Genomic DNA, 15,922 nt, shown 5'->3' on the forward strand with positions numbered 1-15,922 from the left:
CACAGGAAATATGCCCAAGGCAAGTCTGGTTCACAAGGCATGGCAACACGATCTCTGCGGTCGGGGCGCGGGTCTGGTCGCGTTCATCGAGTTCGAACTGGAAACCGCCATGCCTCTTGCTCTCTACGCCCTCGCTGCCGGCGCCTTCGGCATCGGTGTCACCGAATTCGTCATCATGGGGCTGCTGATCGATGTCAGCAAAGATCTCGGAGTCTCGATCTCGGCCGCCGGCCAGTTGATTTCGGGCTACGCGTTGGGCGTCGTCATCGGCGCGCCGCTTTTGACCATCGCCACCGGCAACTGGCCCCGCAAGACCGTCCTTCTGGCCCTTATGGCGATCTTCACGCTCGGCAACCTCGCCTGTGCGATCGCCCCCGACTACTGGACGCTGATGGGCGCCCGCATCATCACCGCCTTTGCCCATGGCACTTTCTTTGGCGTCGGCTCGGTGGTCGCCACCGGCCTGGTCGCGCCCAACAAGAAAGCCTCGGCGATCGCGCTGATGTTCACCGGCCTGACTATCGCCAACATCCTCGGCGTGCCCTTCGGCACTTGGCTCGGCCAGACCTTCGGCTGGCGCGCCACCTTCTGGGCCGTAACCCTGGTCGGCTTGGCAGCCTTTGCCGTCATCCTGCTTCTGGTGCCGCGCAGCAAGGAAGCGCCCGAGAAGACCAATCTGCGCGCCGACCTCGCAGTGCTGCGCCGCACGCCGGTGCTGCTCGGCCTCGCCACCACCGTGCTCGGCTATGCCGGCGTCTTCGCCGTCTTCACCTACATCGCCCCGCTGCTCACCGAGATCACCGGTTTTGGGGAAGCCGCCGTGTCGCCGATCCTGCTCGTCTTCGGTGGCGGTCTTATCGCCGGCAATCTGCTTGGCGGCAAGGTCGCCGACCGCTGGCTGGTGCCGGCGGTGCTCGGCAGCCTCGTGGTGCTGGCGTTGGTGCTGGCCACAATGACCTTCGCCGTCCACAGCCAAATCCTGGCCGTCATCTATGTCGGCCTGCTTGGTGCCGCCGCCTTCGCCACCGTGGCGCCGCTGCAGATGTGGGTGCTGGAAAAGGCGCAAGGCGCGGGCCAGAGCCTCGCCTCGTCCTTCAACATCGCCGCCTTCAACCTCGGCAATGCCGCCGGCGCTTGGCTTGGCGGCGCGGTGATTGCCCATGACCTCGGCCTCGGCTCACTAACCTGGATCGCCGCTTTGCTGCCGGTCGCGGCTCTTGGCGTCGCTGCCCTGGCGCTGCGCCTCGATCGCGCCCCCACAATCGGGGTGCCGGTCTGCGCCCAGTCATGAGCATCACGCGCAATCCTTCTTCGACATCATCAAGGAGCATAAAATGGATTATCGACGTCTCGGCGCATCGGGCCTGAAAGTGCCCGCACTCTCTTTCGGCGCCGGCACTTTCGGCGGCTCCGGGCCGCTGTTCGGGGCCTGGGGCAACAGCGATGCCAAGGAAGCGCGGCGGCTGATCGACATCTGCCTCGAGGCCGGCGTCAATCTGTTCGACACCGCCGATGTCTATTCGAACGGCGCCTCCGAGGAAGTGCTTGGCGAAGCCATCAAAGGCCGCCGCGACGCGGTGCTGATCTCGACCAAGACTTCGCTGCCGATGGGCGACAGACCGGCCGACTACGGCTCGTCGCGCTCGCGGCTGATCAAAGCCGTCGACGCCGCCCTGAAGCGCATGGGCACCGATTACATCGACCTGTTGCAGCTGCACGCCTTCGATGCCGGCACGCCGATCGAGGAGGTGTTGTCGACGCTGGACGACCTCGTGCGCGCCGGCAAGCTGCGCTATGTCGGCGTCTCCAACTTCTCCGGCTGGCAGGTGATGAAATCGCTGGCGGAAGCTGACAAGCATGCTTATCCGCGCTACGCCGCGCATCAGGTCTACTACTCGCTGGTCGGTCGCGACTATGAATGGGAGCTGATGCCGCTCGGTATCGACCAGGGCATCGGCGCGCTGGTGTGGAGCCCGCTCGGCTGGGGCCGCCTGACCGGCAAGATCCGCCGCGGCCAGCCCCTGCCGGAAAAGAGCCGGCTGCACGACACCGCCGATTTCGGCCCGCCGGTCGCGGACCAACATCTCTACCGGGTCATGGATGCGCTTGATGCGATGGCTGAAGAGACCGGCAAGACCGTGCCGCAGATCGCCATCAACTGGCTGTTGCGGCGCCCGACCGTGTCCTCGGTCATCATCGGCGCCCGCAACGAGGAACAGCTGCGCCAGAACCTCGGCGCCGTCGGCTGGGCATTGACGCCGGAGCAGGTCAAAAAGCTCGACGCCGCAAGCGAAGTGACCGCGCCCTACCCGTACTTCCCTTATCGCCGCCAGGAAGGTTTCGCCCGACTGAACCCGCCTGCGGTGTGATCGCACGACGTTGAAGCTGCCAATCTCCCCCCTTGCGGGGGAGATCAGCTATACTGCCGCTCAGTGCAGCACGAACTCCCCATCCACCTTCCGCCATTCGTTCGGCGCGATCAGCTTCTGGTGCGTGTAGCTGATCGAATGCAGCGGCCCGTCGAGCCTGGCCTTCCAGAACTCGATGAACTTGATCAGCACCGGAAACTTCGGCGCCAGATCGTAATCCTGCCAGATGAAGCTCTGCAGCAGATGCGGGTGGTCGGGAAAATGGTACAGAATCTTGGCCGTGGTCAGGCCATACCCCTTGAGCATCAGGTCCATTTCGGAATGATCGCGCATGACAGCCCCTTGGCCTAGTTGATTCTCCATTCCTCCCAACACCGAATTGTGCGCGCCGTTCCTTAACTGTCTATGATTTTCCTGATCCCAGTCGGGTTTTATGCACGAAAACATGCAGTTAGCAGCGACCGCTGCCGAGTGCTGATACAACCGAAACGGGAGCTGCGGCATCGCGCCACGCGAATCCAACGTCTAATGTTGCCGTCAGCGCGGAACTGTTAATAATGCCGCCGAATTCGCGGCTGCGTCGCCGTGATCCTGGCTGTGGTCAAGCCGGCGGGGTGGTTTGGGAGGAAAGTGAAGACATGTCCGAGGTGAAGATCCACCGCGTCCAGCCGGCGTGGAAGAAGAATGCGCTGATCGACAACGACACCTACCTCAAATGGTATGCCGACAGCGTGAAGAATCCGGACAAGTTCTGGGGCAAGCACGGCAAGCGCATCGACTGGTTCAAGCCGTTCAGCAAGGTCAAGAACACCTCCTTCGAGGGCAAGGTCTCGATCAAATGGTTCGAGGACGGCGAAACCAACGTCTCCTACAACTGCATCGACCGCCATTTGAAGAAGCGCGGCAACCAGACAGCCATCATCTGGGAAGGCGACAATCCCTACGACGACAAGAAGATCACCTATAACGAGCTCTACGAGCATGTCTGCCGGCTCGCCAATGTGATGAAGAAGCACGGCGTCAGGAAGGGCGACCGCGTCACCATCTACATGCCGATGATCCCGGAAGCGGCCTACGCGATGCTGGCTTGCACCCGCATCGGCGCCATCCACTCGATCGTCTTCGGCGGCTTTTCACCGGACGCGCTGGCCGGCCGCATCGATGACTGCAAGTCGACCTTCGTCATCACCGCCGACGAAGGCCTGCGCGGCGGCAAGCCGATCCCGCTGAAGGAAAACACCGACAGAGCGATCGAAATCGCCGCCAAGGCCGGCACCAAGGTCGATAAGGTGGTCGTCGTTCGTCGCACCGGCGGCAAGACCGGCTGGGTCCAGGGACGCGACATCTGGTACCATGACGAGATCGCCACGGTGAAAGGCGACTGCAAGCCGGAGAAGATGAAGGCCGAGGATCCGCTGTTCATCCTCTATACCTCAGGCTCGACCGGCAAGCCGAAGGGAGTGCTGCACACCACCGCCGGCTATCTCGTCTATGTCGCGATGACCCACCAATATGTCTTCGACTACCATGATGGCGATATCTACTGGTGCACCGCCGATGTCGGTTGGGTCACCGGCCACAGCTATATCGTCTATGGCCCGCTCGCCAACGGCGCCACCACGCTGATGTTCGAGGGCGTGCCGAACTACCCCTCGCAGTCGCGCTTCTGGGAAGTCATCGACAAGCACAAGGTCAACATCTTCTACACCGCGCCGACGGCGCTGCGCGCGCTGATGGGCGCCGGCGACGAACCGGTGAAGAAGACCTCGCGCAAGTCGCTGCGCGTGCTGGGCTCGGTCGGCGAACCGATCAATCCGGAAGCCTGGGAGTGGTATTTCAACATCGTCGGCAACGGCAAGGTGCCGATCGTCGACACCTGGTGGCAGACCGAGACCGGCGGCATCCTGATCACGCCGCTGCCCGGCGCCACCGACCTCAAGGCTGGTTCGGCGACGCGGCCCTTCTTCGGCATCAGGCCGCAGCTGGTCGACGGCGAAGGTAGGGTGCTGGAAGGGGCGGCCGACGGCAATCTCTGCATCGCCGATTCCTGGCCCGGCCAGATGCGCACGGTCTATGGCGATCATGACCGCTTCGTGCAGACCTATTTCTCCACCTACAAGGGCAAATACTTCACCGGTGACGGCTGTCGCCGCGACGCCGACGGCTATTACTGGATCACCGGCCGCGTCGACGACGTCATCAACGTTTCCGGCCACCGCATGGGAACGGCCGAGGTCGAATCGGCGCTCGTCAGCCATGAGAAGGTGTCGGAAGCAGCTGTCGTCGGCTATCCCCACGACATCAAGGGCCAGGGCATCTACAGCTACGTTACCTTGATGAAAGGCGTGGAGCCGAGCGAGGAACTGCGCAAGGAGCTCGTGGCCCATGTCCGCAAGGAGATCGGCGCCATCGCCTCGCCCGACAAGCTGCAATTCGCGCCCGGACTGCCGAAAACCCGCTCCGGCAAGATCATGCGCCGTATCCTGCGCAAGATCGCCGAGGACGATTTTTCCGCGCTCGGCGATACCTCGACACTGGCCGATCCGGCCGTGGTCGATGATCTGATCGCCAACCGCCAGAACAAGAAGGGCTGAGGGGATTTGATGGCTGCACTGGGCGCAGTCACGGAGCTCTGGCGTTACCCCGCAAGTTCGCTTGCCGGCGAACGCCAGGACGCCATTTCGGTCGGCCTTGAAACCATCGACGGCGACCGGCTGTTCGGCCTTGTCGATGTCTCGGACAATGAGATCGCGCGGCCCGACCGCGACGCCAAGTGGCACAAGGTGCCGCGCATCCGCACCCGGCTGAGCAAGGACCGCAAGCTGGAGATCGCCGTTCCCGACGGCGACTGGCTGGTAGCGCCGGGCGCTGAATGCGACAGCGCCGTCTCGACCTATCTCGGCTTCGCCGCCTCGATCCGGCCGTTCAGCCAGGACAACGCCCCCGGCTACACCGGCCCGCTCACCGCGGCGCGCTACCGCAAAGCGCCGATCCATCTCTTGACCACCGCATCGCTGGCGCGGCTCAAGGCGCTGCACCCCGAAGGCATTCCCGATCCGCGCCGCTTCCGCCCCAACATCGTTATCGACATGGCGGCGGTCGAAAGCTCGTTTCCCGAGACCGAATGGATTGGCCGCAAGCTTGCCATCGGCGACCTGCTGGTGACCGTCTCGGAGCCGTGCCGCCGCTGCGGCTTCACCATCATCAGCCAGGACGGCTTCGACCACGATCCCGGCATCCTGCGCAATCTGGTCCGCCACAACGCCCATAATCTCGGCGTCTATTGCACTGTGGACAGGCCTGCCCGCGTCGAGATCGGCGCGCCGATGCGGTTCGTGTAGGCCTCTACCGCGAGGCAGCGAATCGCAGACCTTGGAAAGCGTGGGGTTCGGCCCCGAATCCTATCTCTACCGATACAGATCCGCCCGTGTCGGCGGCAGCCCGCTCGGGCCGCGTGCGCGTTTGGTGACGACGGTCTGAAAAATCTGCGCCGAGGCGCGCTCGAAGGTGATCGAGCAGCCGGTGAGATAAAGCAGCCACAGCCGTGCCTTGGCATCGCCGACTTCGGCGACCGCCTCGTCGAAGCGAGCCTGCAGCCGCTCGGCCCACAGCCGGCAGGTGCGCGCATAGTGCTCGCGCAGATTCTCGACGTCGTAGACCAGGAAGCCATGCGCCTCCAGATTGCCCAGCGTCATGCCGATCGTGTCGAGTTCGCCGCCTGGGAAAATGTATTTGAGCAGCGCCTTGAACTCCGGCCCCTTGCGCAAGGTTTTCTTCAAGTCGCCCTTGCTGCGCCTGGTGATGGCGTGGTGCAGATAGATGCCGCCGGGCTTCAGCAAGCGATGGATGGTCTTGAAATAGCTGGCGTGGTTGGCGAGGCCGAGATGCTCGAACATGCCGATCGACGATATCTTGTCGAAGGAGCCTTTGAGTTCCGCATAGGATTTGATCTCGATGGTGATGCGGTCCTGCAGCCCTTCGGCGCGGATGCGCTCGCGGGCGAGATCGGTCTGCGCCTGCGACAGCGACACGCCATGGCCGACGACGCCGTAATTTTTGGCCGCATGGATCAGCATGGCGCCCCAGCCGCAGCCGATGTCGAGCAGCTTTTCGCCCGATTTCAGCCTGAGCTTGCGGCAGATATGGTCGAGCTTGTCGGCCTGCGCCTGGTCGATGCCATTGGCGAAATCCGTAAAGTAGCCGCAGCTGTAGACCATGCGCTCGTCGAGGAAGAGCCGGTAAAAGGCATTCGAAATGTCGTAGTGATGCTGGATCGCCTCCTGGCTCGACCCGCTGACATAGGGGTTGCGACCCGACAGATCGGTGCGTGCACTCATCTGCTTGCGTGACAGGAGCACCGCCGGCAGGTCGCGCAGGATCGCCAGCTTCGGCAGTGACTTGAGCTTGGTCCTGAGCTTGCCTTGCGACGGCAGTGCGTAGAAATCGAAAATCGTCCCGTCTTCGATGTCTATCGTCTTGGAAATCCACATCTCGATCAGCGTCGACAACGATGGCCGCTTCACCACCTGCCAGACGATGTCCTGGTCGTTGATGGTGAGCACGGGCCCGGTGGCGGGACCGATCCGCTCGCCGGTCCACAGCTTGACCGCAAAACCCGGCTTCAGCGTTTCGATCACCGTTCGCACGATGCGCGCGGCCTTCTCGGCTGCCTCCATGGCCATCCTCCCGAGTCCTGACAATCCACCTTGCATGGATTTTGCCCGCCCTCGCGGCTCTTCGCAACCCGGCGCAAAAGGCGGCTCGCCAGCTATTTCAAATCGGCATCTTGTTTTTTGCTGCAACGCACCCCATCATCTGTACGTGTTCAACAAATCGAAAGGAGGTGATCCGATGTCGAGTGATTTCGTTTTCCAGAACGTGGCCTCAGCGGATTGCACTTTCGGGAAGCAGTCTTCCCGTTAAGGCGCGCGAAGCGCGGCGGGTGACCTCGGTCGCCGCCATTGGCCGCGCCACGGACGGAAACACGGAAGGCCGCCGGCTTCGTCAAGAAGCGGCGGCCTTTTCCATTTCCGGATTGTGTGTCGAAGCGGATCAGAATCCGGTCACGCCAGCATCCGCGCACTGACGGTCTTGTCGACGCCGTGATAGGGCGGGTTGAACAGATTGCCTTCCTGCTCATAGGTCCAGACCTTGAACAGCGAGAGCTGATGCGGGCCGAAGCTGTGCAGCAGCGGCACATCCGTGGCATCACGACCGCGCGCGATGACGACGCGGCCTATCCTCGGACGATTATGACGGGGGTCGAACGTGTACCATTTGCCGTCGAGGAACACTTCCATCCAGGCCGAAAAATCCATCGGCGCCGGGTCGGCCGGCACGCCGATGTCGCCGAGATAGCCGTTCACATAGCGGGCCGGGATGTTCATGCAGCGGCAGAGCGTGATCGCCAGATGGGCGAAGTCGCGGCATACACCAACCTGTTCCTCATTCGCTTGGGCTGCGGTGCGCGTCGACCGCGCATAGCCATAGCCGAAGGACAGCCGGTTGTGGACATAGTCGACGATCGCCTGCACCCGCGCCCAGCCGGAGGGAACATGGCCGAAAAGCTGCCAGGCCAGACTGCTCAGATGATCGGTCTCGCAATAGCGGCTGCCGAGTAGGTAGCCGAGCACATCGTCCGGCAGTTCCGCCACCGGCACTTCCCTGGCCAGCGTGTTGACCGCGTCAAGCTCGCCGCTGTCCTCGACGGCTGCGTCATAGAGAATGCGGAAACTGCCGGCGGGTACGGTGAAGCGGCGGCAGGTATTGCCGAACAGATCGTGATAGACCTTGCTCGGCACTGAAGGCGACGTCAGCACGCGCGTCTGCCGTTTGATGTCGGCCTGACGATCCCTGTGGATATCAAGCAGCGAGATGACCGGCGTGGCGCCGACGCATTCAATGGCGATTTCGTAGCCGAGCCGGATCAGCACAATGATTGCCCCTTCGATCCCGTGGAAAACAATATGCTCAAAACGCCAGAGGCGGGACCATGGTTCCCTGGAACTATCGAAAAGGCTCTCCCGCAGCTTCCCAGGCAGGCGTGGCGACGTTACGGTCGCACGACATGTTTTGACCCTCCCGAAACGATCCCTAACCCCGTGGAAAACCTGATGTTTGCAGGCAGAAAATTCGCCGCGTTCCTGTTCGATATGGATGGCACGGTGCTCAATTCGATCGCCTCGGCCGAGCGCGTCTGGGCGGCGTGGGCGCTTAAGCAAGGTCTCGACGTCGAAGCCTTCCTGCCGACGATCCATGGCGTGCGGGCGGTCGAGACCATCACCAGGCTGGCGCTTCCCGGCGTCGACCCTGTTCATGAGGCGTTTGTGCTGTTGCAGGCCGAGTCGGACGATGTCGAAGGCGTGCTGCCGATCGCCGGCGCCGTGCCGTTCCTCAACGCTTTGCCGCCAGAGCGCTGGGCGATCGTCACCTCGGCGCCGCGCCCGTTGGCGCTGCTGCGCATGCGGGCCGCCGGCATCCCGGTTCCCGCCTTGGTGGTCGCGGCCGAGGATGTGTCGCACGGCAAGCCGGCGCCCGACTGTTTCCTGCTGGCGGCAAAACGGCTCGGCGTCGATATCGGCGACTGTCTGGTCTTCGAGGACGCACCGGCCGGTATCGCGGCGGCGGAAGCAGCGGGCGCGTCGGTGATGGTGATCAGCGCCACTCACCAGCATCCAATGACGACTCAGCACAACTCGATTGGCGGCTACGAAACCGTCTCCATCGCCATCGATGACAGCGGCTGGATGACGCTGGGGGCACAGCGCAGCGCGGCCTGAGGAACTGGAGGACTGGAGGACTGGAGGACTGGAGGACTGGAGGACTGGAGGACTGGAGGACTGCTATGCGCCTTTTTCTTCAACTCTTCAGTTCACCAGTTCCCCAGTTCTTCCGTTCCTGAACCCCTAGAAATCGCTAGCCAGTCCCTTCACTTCCCAGTCGCCGTAGCGGCCGGGTTCCTTGCCGCCCCGGCCGCCGATTTCCTTCGGCAACGCAGCTTCCTTCTGGCGATACGCTTCACGGCGCGCCTCGGCTTCAGCCAGCGCCCGGCTGGCCGCCGGCGTCAGGTCCTTCTCCCGGTCGGCATCAGCTTTGCTGGGTTGGTCGGTCATGCGATAGTCCGGGCGGATTGAAACGAAGGGCGGCGTTTCCCATCATATAGCCATGAGTTCACCCCGATCGACCTTTTTTTGCCACGGCCGCACAGGGAGCAGATGATGAGCACGCTACGCACCACCATGCTCCTGGCCGCGATGACGGCGCTGTTCATGGGCGTCGGTTTTCTGATCGGCGGCACCGGCGGCATGATGATCGCCTTCCTGGTCGCCGCGGGCACCAATCTGTTCAGCTACTGGAATGCCGACAAGATGGTGCTGTCGATGAACCACGCCGTCGAGGTCAACGCGAAGAACGCGCCCGAATTCCACGCCATCGTCGAGGCGTTGGCCAAGCAGGCCGGCCTGCCAATGCCCAAGACTTATCTGATCGACAATCCGCAGCCGAACGCCTTCGCCACCGGCCGCAATCCCGAGAACGCCGCGGTCGCGGCCTCGACCGGGCTGCTGGAGCGCCTGTCGCATGAGGAGGTGGCGGCAGTCATGGCGCATGAGCTGGCCCACATCCAGCATCGAGACACGCTGACCATGACCATTGTCGCGACACTCGCCGGCGCCATCTCGATGCTCGGCAATTTCGCCTTCTTCTTCGGCGGCAGCCGCGACAACAACAACCCGTTCGGCTTTGTCGGCGTGCTGGTGGCGATGCTGGTCGCGCCCTTCGCCGCCATGATCGTGCAGATGGCGGTCAGCCGCACCCGCGAATACGAAGCCGACCGGCGCGGCGCCGAAATCGTTGGAAATCCGCTTTGGCTGGCATCAGCGCTTGACAAGATCGCCCGCGGCGCCGAACGCATCCGCAACCCGGATGCCGAACGCAATCCCGCGACCGCGCATCTCTTCATCATCAATCCCCTTCACGGCGAGCGAATGGACAGCCTGTTTTCGACCCACCCGAACACCGACAACCGCATCGCCGCGCTGCAGGCGATGGCGCGCGACATGGCAGGCCGCCAGCCGGCGCCGCGCCAGGCGCCGACGCCCGGGCAAACAGAAGAATTCCCGGCCGATGTCGAGCAAGGCCCGTGGGGCAAGGCAGCACAACCCACGCCGCCGACCAAACCGGCCAAGCCGAAAGCCAATCCGTGGGGCCGCAACCCGACCGGACCCAAAGGTCCGTGGTCGTGAGCGGCGCCAGACCCCGGCCCGCACATTCAGGCGTTCGCGAAAACAGCTCGGACGAATTCGTCGCCGGCCTCGCCGCGCGCAAGGCAGCGGCGCGGCTCCTGGCCGCCGTTATCGACGCCAAGACGCCGCTCGACGGGCTGACGGACCACGAGAACGGCCATCCGCAATACAAGGTGCTCGACTTGCGCGACCGCGGCCTGGTGCGCGCCATACTGGTAACCGCGCTGCGCTACCGCATGACCATTGCCGGGCTCCTCGCCCGCCGCCTTGAAAAGCCGCTGCCGCCCAACGCCACAGCGCTGTCGCACATCCTGCATGTTGCGGCGGCGCAGATCCTGTTCCTCGACATCCCCGACAGCGCCGCCGTCGATTTGGCTGTGACCCACGCCAAGTCGGACCCACGCACGCAGCGCTTTTCCGGCCTCGTTAACGGCGTGCTGCGCACTTTGGTGCGGGCCAAGGAGACCGAACTGCCGGCAGCTTTTGCCGCCACCGACGAGGCGCCAAAATGGTTCTCCGACCGGCTGAAGGCCGCCTATGGCGCCGAGATGACCAGACAGATCCTGGCGGCGCATCGCGTTGAGGCGCCGGTCGATTTCACGGTCAAGGCCGATCCCGAACTGTGGGCCGAAAAGCTCGGCGGCATCGTGCTGCCGACCGGCACGGTGCGAGTGGAAAAGCTCAACGCCTCCGTCACCGAACTGCCGGGCTTCAGCGAAGGCGCATGGTGGGTCCAGGACGCCGCCGCCAGTTTTCCGGCGCGGCTGTTCGGCGATGTCAAAGGATTACGCGTCGCCGACCTCTGCGCCGCCCCCGGCGGCAAGACCGCTCAGCTTATCCTTGCCGGCGCCAAAGTCACCGCCTTGGACACCTCGAAGAACCGGCTGGCGCGGCTGACGCAGAACCTCGAACGGCTTGGGCTGTCCGCCGAGATCGTGCAGGCCGATCTGCTGAAATACCAGCCGGCGGAGCTTTTCGACGCCGTCCTGCTCGACGCGCCCTGCTCTTCCACCGGCACGGTTCGGCGCCACCCGGACGTGCCATGGACCAAGACGGTAGCCGACGTCGAAAAGCTAGCCGATCTGCAAGCAAAGCTGCTCGCCCGCGCCGTCACTTTGGTCAAACCGGGCGGCCGGATTGTTTTTTCCAACTGTTCGCTGGACCCGATCGAAGGCGAGGATCTGTATCGCGCCTTTCTGGCCGGCAACAAGACCGTCGCCGACGATCCGCTGCAGCCCGGCGAAATCGCTGGCATCGACGCCTTCCTGACCCCGCAAGGCACGCTGCGCACCACACCCGCCGATCTTGACCTTGGTTCGCCAGGGGTTTCCGGCCTGGACGGCTTCTTCGCCGCCCGCATGCGACGACTGGCCTGACTCCGACGCGACGACATGCCTAAAGCATGTCGTCCAAGGACCAGTGCTTCCCCCACCTTGCATCGATCTCATCATCGACATTCTGGTAGCGGATATCGGTGGAGAGCCGGATACGCCCCTCCGCGCTCTGGTTGGTCGTCGAGGCGTGGATCATGTAGGGCGAGTGGAGGACGACATCGCCGGCCTCGAAATCCGCGATCAGCCAGCGTGTATCGAACCGCTCCGCCATGTCGGGCAGGTCCTTCGACACCCAGCCGCCCTCGCTCATGTTCCTGTTGTAGGCGCTGATGCGCTCCTGCGGGCTCAGCCCGGCATTTTCCCTGGCGAACCGGGCCTCCATGTCGAGGCCGATGGCGTGCGATCCCTCGAGATAGACCAGGCCGCCCATGTCGACGGGAACGTCGCCGATCGGGATCCAGGCAGTGACGATGCGGCTGGTGCCGCCGCGCAGATAGACGAGGTCGTAATGCGCCGGCGTCGCCACGGTGGTGCCCGGTTGGGTGAAACGCATGATCTTGCGCTTGTGCAAATAGGACAGCCCGCCGACGAACGCATCCATCAGCCGAGCCATCAGGGGCTGTGCGCAGAACCCTTCATAGGCGGTGGAGCGAACCAGCGCCATCAAGCGGCGATCGGCGAGCTGACGGTCGAACGTGCCGGCGGCCGCCGCCAGGCCAAGCGCGGGATCGGACCCGGGCTGCAGCAAGCCGGTGTCGGCCAGATATGAAAACACCCAGCCGCGAAAATCGATGACGTCGCGGCGCGGCAGCATACTTTTCAGCCAGACATAGCCTTGCTCGGCAAGGAGGCCGCGAATGGCATCGATGCCGACCCCGGCGTCGGTTGGCACGAGATGACCCAACCGGTTCGGCGCCATCGATAATGTCTTGCCGTTGGCGTTCAGATCGATTGATGCAACAGGAATCCGTCGTTGCGTGCCACCTGTTGAGCTTGACATTTCAGCCACCTGCGATTTTCCATCCTTAGCTGGAAATGCCATACTGTTTGCACACTCGCCCATGGACAGAACGAAGCCATGGACTTTTCGCTCACGAACGATCTCTCTTACGCACTCTACAGATCCGCACCGGCCGCGGCCGGCGGCCTGTCGGTTACAGGGATTGGTCGGCATCGCGTCACGCAGGCGATCCAAGCGCGCAAATTGCCGGAATTCGCCGTGGTGCTGATTGAGAACGGTCAAGGCTGGCTTGAAACCAGGACTGCCGGCATGCAGACGATCCAAGCGCCGGCCCTGTTCTGGCTGCTTCCCGGGAGGATGCATTCCTACGGGCCGGACGCATCGGGCTGGCTCGAACGCTGGGCGCTCTTCGACGGGGCCTTGATACGCGATTTCACCCGGCTGCGGCTGATCGCCGAGGACGCCCCTGTCGTCCCCTTGCGCGACCTCGGCAAAATGCAGCGGCTGTTCGACAGGCTGCATAGTGAGCTGTCGCTCGATACGATGCTGAGCCAGGCAGAAGCCGCCGCCACGATGCATCGCATCGTCGTGCGTGCTGCCCGCCAGGCAATGGATTGGAACAACCGTCAACGAAACCCCAGCCTCCAGGATGCCACCGACATGCAGCCCATCGTCGACGAATTGCGCCGCTGCGCGTGCGACCCGGTCGATCTCGATGCCTTCGCCGCGAAGTTCTCGATGTCGCCGGCAACCTTGCGGCGCAGATTTGCGCGGGCAGCCGGCATGTCGCCCAAGGCCTTCCAACTGCGCACGAGGCTCGACCGCGCCAAACAGATGCTGGCCGCCTCCGATTCGCCCATCGAGTCCATTGCGGCCGCCGTCGGCATCCACGACGCCTTCTATTTCTCCCGTCTGTTTCGCGACCGCGAAAACTGTTCGCCCAGCGAATTTCGGTCTCGCCACAACCGCAAGTGAGTGCAGGATTGCCGGGCTTAAACCCGCGAAGCGCTTGACTTTTTTCGGGGTGGGTCGGTGGCCGGCAGCGTGAGGCGCTTCACGTCGGCGGAATTCGACTTCGCATAAGTTCTTGAATCATATAAGCTTGTGCTGGGGTACCGGAACATGATGCCGAAAAGTGTGACGCGGTTTTCGGGCGACAGCATGCTCTATCTCCAGGCGACGAGGAGGGGTTTTGGCACTGGCTGCCGGCAGCACGACACGTCTGTGGACGCTTGTCGCTAAGGAGTTTTGGCGCAAGACGCGCCGGCGCCTTCGCGCGGGGCCAGTTTATCGCTGGCGCTATTCCGGGCGCACGCCCGAACGCGTCCTGATTGCACCGCCCGACCTCAGGCTCGCCGATCCGCAGATCGCGCTCGAGATCTACTATGGCCGCTATCCGCTGTCGGGACACCTCGTCGAGACCGGCGGCAAATCGCCATTCCAGATCGATGTCGCCAATCGCGGCTGGGTGAAGACGCTGCACGGCTTTCGTTGGCTGCGCCATATGCGCGCCGCCGGCACCGAGCTGGCCGCCGCCAATGCACGCGCGCTTGTCTCCGACTGGATCGCCATGCATGGCAACCAGATTTCCGGCATAGCCTGGGAGCCCGGCACCACCGCCAAGCGAGTCATTGCCTGGTTGCAACACTCCTCGGTTGTCCTACAAGGGGCCGAATTTCCGTTCTATCGCGCCTTCCTGAAATCGCTCGCCGTGCAGATCCGCTATCTCCGCTCGATGGCGCGCGAGATGCCGGACGGCAAGGACAGGCTGCGCGCTCGCATCGCGCTTGCCTTCGCCGCGCTGTCGCTGCCGGCGCCGGCCTCCGCACTGCGCGGCGCCACCCGCAACCTGGCGGAAGAACTCGACCGCCAGATCCTTCCCGACGGCGGCCATATTTCGCGCAACCCGATGGCGGTGCTCGAACTGCTCGCCGATCTCCTGCCGCTGCGTCAGACCTATGCCAATCAGGCCGAAACGCCACCGGCAGCCCTGATGGGCGCCATCGACCGCATGCTGCCGGCGCTCCGTTTCTTCCGCCATCAGGATGGCAGCCTGGCCCGCTTCAACGGCATGGGCGCGACCATCCACGACCGCATTGCCACCATCTTGCGCCACGACGACACCGCCGGCGCGCCGCTGCTGCACGCGCCGCATTCCGGCTATGAGCGCCTGTCGATGGGCGGCGTGACGGTGATTGCCGATACCGGCCCGTCGCCGGCCGTCGATGTGTCCAACGCCGCGCATGCCGGGTGCCTGGCCTTCGAACTCTCGTCCGGTCGCCAGCATTATATCGTCAATGCCGGCATCGACACCTATGGCGCCGCCGAGTTCCGACCGCTGGCCCGTGCCACCGCGGCGCATTCGACCGCCACCATCAACGACACCTCGTCGGCGCGGTTTTCCCATTCGCTGCGCGTCAACGACCTGCTCGGCTCACCCTTGCTCGGCGGCCCGCAGCATGTGCCTTGCAAGCGCATCGACCAGAAGGGCACGCAAGGCTTCATCGCCCGCCATGACGGCTATGTGCAGCGCTTCGGCTTCCTGCATGAGCGCGAGCTGAAACTGTCGAGCGAGGGCAATGTGCTCGCCGGCAGGGATCGCTTCCTCCGCCCGGGCGGTGCGGCGATCCGCAACAATGGCCGCGACTTCGTCGTGGTGCGCTTCCACATCCACCCTGATATCAACCTTTTGCAGGACGAGCATGACCGCCTGGTGCTGACCGCCGACCAGGCCGACACCTGGGTGTTCACCTGCACCGAAGTGGTGCCGGAGGTCGAGGAATCGATCTATTTCGCCGGCCTTGGCGGCCCGCGCCGCAGCCGCCAGATCGTGCTCGCCTTCAAGGCCTCGGAGATCGCCGAGGTGCATTGGCAGCTCACGCGCACCGGCATCGCCGGCTATCCCGAGAACAGCTGAGCGTCGTTGCCGGCGCCGGCTTGATCGAGCTTCCGGCTTGATTTCCTGACCTCATGTGCTACGGCCCGGCAACGCTCTCCAATCAGCCCTGAAAGGCC

14 protein-coding genes are annotated in these 15,922 nt (G+C 63.8%); 9 read left to right on the plus strand and 5 right to left on the minus strand.

Annotated features, from left to right (window positions below; genetic code table 11):
* Window positions 1-109 precede the first annotated feature (109 nt).
* On the plus strand, window positions 110-1,291 hold the full coding sequence (locus NKH54_RS28625) for an MFS transporter (protein WP_286458483.1): 1,182 nt from the start codon (window positions 110-112) through the stop codon (window positions 1,289-1,291).
* Between the two features lie 43 nt (window positions 1,292-1,334).
* Window positions 1,335-2,369: an aldo/keto reductase gene (locus NKH54_RS28630; RefSeq protein ID WP_023688867.1), complete on the plus strand. Its 1,035-nt coding sequence runs from the start codon at window positions 1,335-1,337 to the stop codon at window positions 2,367-2,369.
* 60 nt (window positions 2,370-2,429) lie between these two features.
* Here NKH54_RS28630 and NKH54_RS28635 read toward each other — a convergent pair whose 3' ends face one another.
* Window positions 2,430-2,702, minus strand: coding sequence for an usg protein (locus tag NKH54_RS28635; protein WP_023668649.1), 273 nt, complete (start codon window positions 2,700-2,702; stop codon window positions 2,430-2,432).
* A gap of 305 nt (window positions 2,703-3,007) precedes the next feature.
* Here NKH54_RS28635 and acs point away from each other — a divergent pair, with 305 nt between their 5' ends.
* Entirely contained in the window at window positions 3,008-4,963 is a 1,956-nt protein-coding gene (gene acs / locus NKH54_RS28640) for an acetate--CoA ligase (RefSeq protein WP_023688866.1), read from the plus strand.
* A gap of 9 nt (window positions 4,964-4,972) precedes the next feature.
* Window positions 4,973-5,710 (plus strand): MOSC domain-containing protein, encoded by a 738-nt coding sequence (locus tag NKH54_RS28645; RefSeq protein WP_023698245.1) that lies wholly within the window; start codon window positions 4,973-4,975, stop codon window positions 5,708-5,710.
* A gap of 66 nt (window positions 5,711-5,776) precedes the next feature.
* Here NKH54_RS28645 and NKH54_RS28650 read toward each other — a convergent pair whose 3' ends face one another.
* Complete coding sequence (locus tag NKH54_RS28650) at window positions 5,777-7,045, minus strand: class I SAM-dependent methyltransferase (protein WP_023747329.1); 1,269 nt, start codon at window positions 7,043-7,045, stop codon at window positions 5,777-5,779.
* Between the two features lie 387 nt (window positions 7,046-7,432).
* Window positions 7,433-8,302 (minus strand): transglutaminase-like domain-containing protein, encoded by an 870-nt coding sequence (locus NKH54_RS28655; protein WP_353029452.1) that lies wholly within the window; start codon window positions 8,300-8,302, stop codon window positions 7,433-7,435.
* Between the two features lie 180 nt (window positions 8,303-8,482).
* Between NKH54_RS28655 and NKH54_RS28660 the strand changes: the two genes are divergently transcribed.
* Window positions 8,483-9,148, plus strand: a complete 666-nt coding sequence (locus NKH54_RS28660; protein WP_353029453.1) for an HAD-IA family hydrolase — start codon at window positions 8,483-8,485, stop codon at window positions 9,146-9,148.
* 126 nt (window positions 9,149-9,274) lie between these two features.
* Here the strand turns inward: NKH54_RS28660 and NKH54_RS28665 are convergent, their stop codons facing one another.
* Complete coding sequence (locus NKH54_RS28665; RefSeq protein ID WP_023688862.1) at window positions 9,275-9,481, minus strand: DUF1674 domain-containing protein; 207 nt, start codon at window positions 9,479-9,481, stop codon at window positions 9,275-9,277.
* Window positions 9,482-9,586: 105 nt separating this feature from the next.
* On the opposite strand from NKH54_RS28665, the gene htpX reads away from it, so the two are divergent.
* Both htpX and NKH54_RS28675 read left to right on the plus strand, forming a co-directional pair.
* The gene (htpX, locus tag NKH54_RS28670; RefSeq protein WP_353029454.1) at window positions 9,587-10,612 is read left to right on the plus strand and encodes a zinc metalloprotease HtpX; all 1,026 of its coding nucleotides are present in this window, start codon (window positions 9,587-9,589) and stop codon (window positions 10,610-10,612) included.
* On the plus strand, window positions 10,603-11,988 hold the full coding sequence (locus tag NKH54_RS28675) for an RsmB/NOP family class I SAM-dependent RNA methyltransferase (protein WP_502907577.1): 1,386 nt from the start codon (window positions 10,603-10,605) through the stop codon (window positions 11,986-11,988). Before htpX ends, NKH54_RS28675 begins: the two co-directional genes overlap by 10 nt.
* A gap of 19 nt (window positions 11,989-12,007) precedes the next feature.
* On the opposite strand, the gene NKH54_RS28680 is transcribed toward NKH54_RS28675, so the two are convergent.
* Window positions 12,008-12,946, minus strand: coding sequence for a phytanoyl-CoA dioxygenase family protein (locus NKH54_RS28680; RefSeq protein ID WP_353029456.1), 939 nt, complete (start codon window positions 12,944-12,946; stop codon window positions 12,008-12,010).
* A gap of 78 nt (window positions 12,947-13,024) precedes the next feature.
* On the opposite strand from NKH54_RS28680, the gene NKH54_RS28685 reads away from it, so the two are divergent.
* Both NKH54_RS28685 and NKH54_RS28690 read left to right on the plus strand, forming a co-directional pair.
* Window positions 13,025-13,882 carry a helix-turn-helix transcriptional regulator gene (locus tag NKH54_RS28685; RefSeq protein ID WP_353029457.1) on the plus strand — a complete coding sequence of 286 codons (858 nt, stop codon included), beginning with the start codon at window positions 13,025-13,027 and terminating at the stop codon, window positions 13,880-13,882.
* Between the two features lie 217 nt (window positions 13,883-14,099).
* The gene (locus tag NKH54_RS28690) at window positions 14,100-15,824 is read left to right on the plus strand and encodes a heparinase II/III family protein (protein WP_353029458.1); all 1,725 of its coding nucleotides are present in this window, start codon (window positions 14,100-14,102) and stop codon (window positions 15,822-15,824) included.
* Window positions 15,825-15,922 lie beyond the last annotated feature (98 nt).

Source organism: Mesorhizobium sp. M1004 (assembly GCF_040318795.1).
In the GTDB taxonomy this organism is placed as follows: Bacteria; Pseudomonadota; Alphaproteobacteria; order Rhizobiales; family Rhizobiaceae; genus Mesorhizobium.

What these genes read in the sequence shown, in the direction of transcription:
- NKH54_RS28625 (WP_286458483.1), top strand. Translation starts at nt 110, where the DNA reads ATGCCTCTTGCTCTCTACGCCCTCGCTGCCGGCGCCTTCGGCATCGGT.
- NKH54_RS28630 (WP_023688867.1), top strand. Translation starts at nt 1,335, where the DNA reads ATGGATTATCGACGTCTCGGCGCATCGGGCCTGAAAGTGCCCGCACTC.
- NKH54_RS28635 (WP_023668649.1), bottom strand. Translation starts at nt 2,702, where the DNA reads ATGCGCGATCATTCCGAAATGGACCTGATGCTCAAGGGGTATGGCCTG.
- acs (WP_023688866.1), top strand. Translation starts at nt 3,008, where the DNA reads ATGTCCGAGGTGAAGATCCACCGCGTCCAGCCGGCGTGGAAGAAGAAT.
- NKH54_RS28645 (WP_023698245.1), top strand. Translation starts at nt 4,973, where the DNA reads ATGGCTGCACTGGGCGCAGTCACGGAGCTCTGGCGTTACCCCGCAAGT.
- NKH54_RS28650 (WP_023747329.1), bottom strand. Translation starts at nt 7,045, where the DNA reads ATGGAGGCAGCCGAGAAGGCCGCGCGCATCGTGCGAACGGTGATCGAA.
- NKH54_RS28660 (WP_353029453.1), top strand. Translation starts at nt 8,483, where the DNA reads ATGTTTGCAGGCAGAAAATTCGCCGCGTTCCTGTTCGATATGGATGGC.
- NKH54_RS28665 (WP_023688862.1), bottom strand. Translation starts at nt 9,481, where the DNA reads ATGACCGACCAACCCAGCAAAGCTGATGCCGACCGGGAGAAGGACCTG.
- htpX (WP_353029454.1), top strand. Translation starts at nt 9,587, where the DNA reads ATGAGCACGCTACGCACCACCATGCTCCTGGCCGCGATGACGGCGCTG.
- NKH54_RS28680 (WP_353029456.1), bottom strand. Translation starts at nt 12,946, where the DNA reads ATGTCAAGCTCAACAGGTGGCACGCAACGACGGATTCCTGTTGCATCA.
- NKH54_RS28685 (WP_353029457.1), top strand. Translation starts at nt 13,025, where the DNA reads ATGGACTTTTCGCTCACGAACGATCTCTCTTACGCACTCTACAGATCC.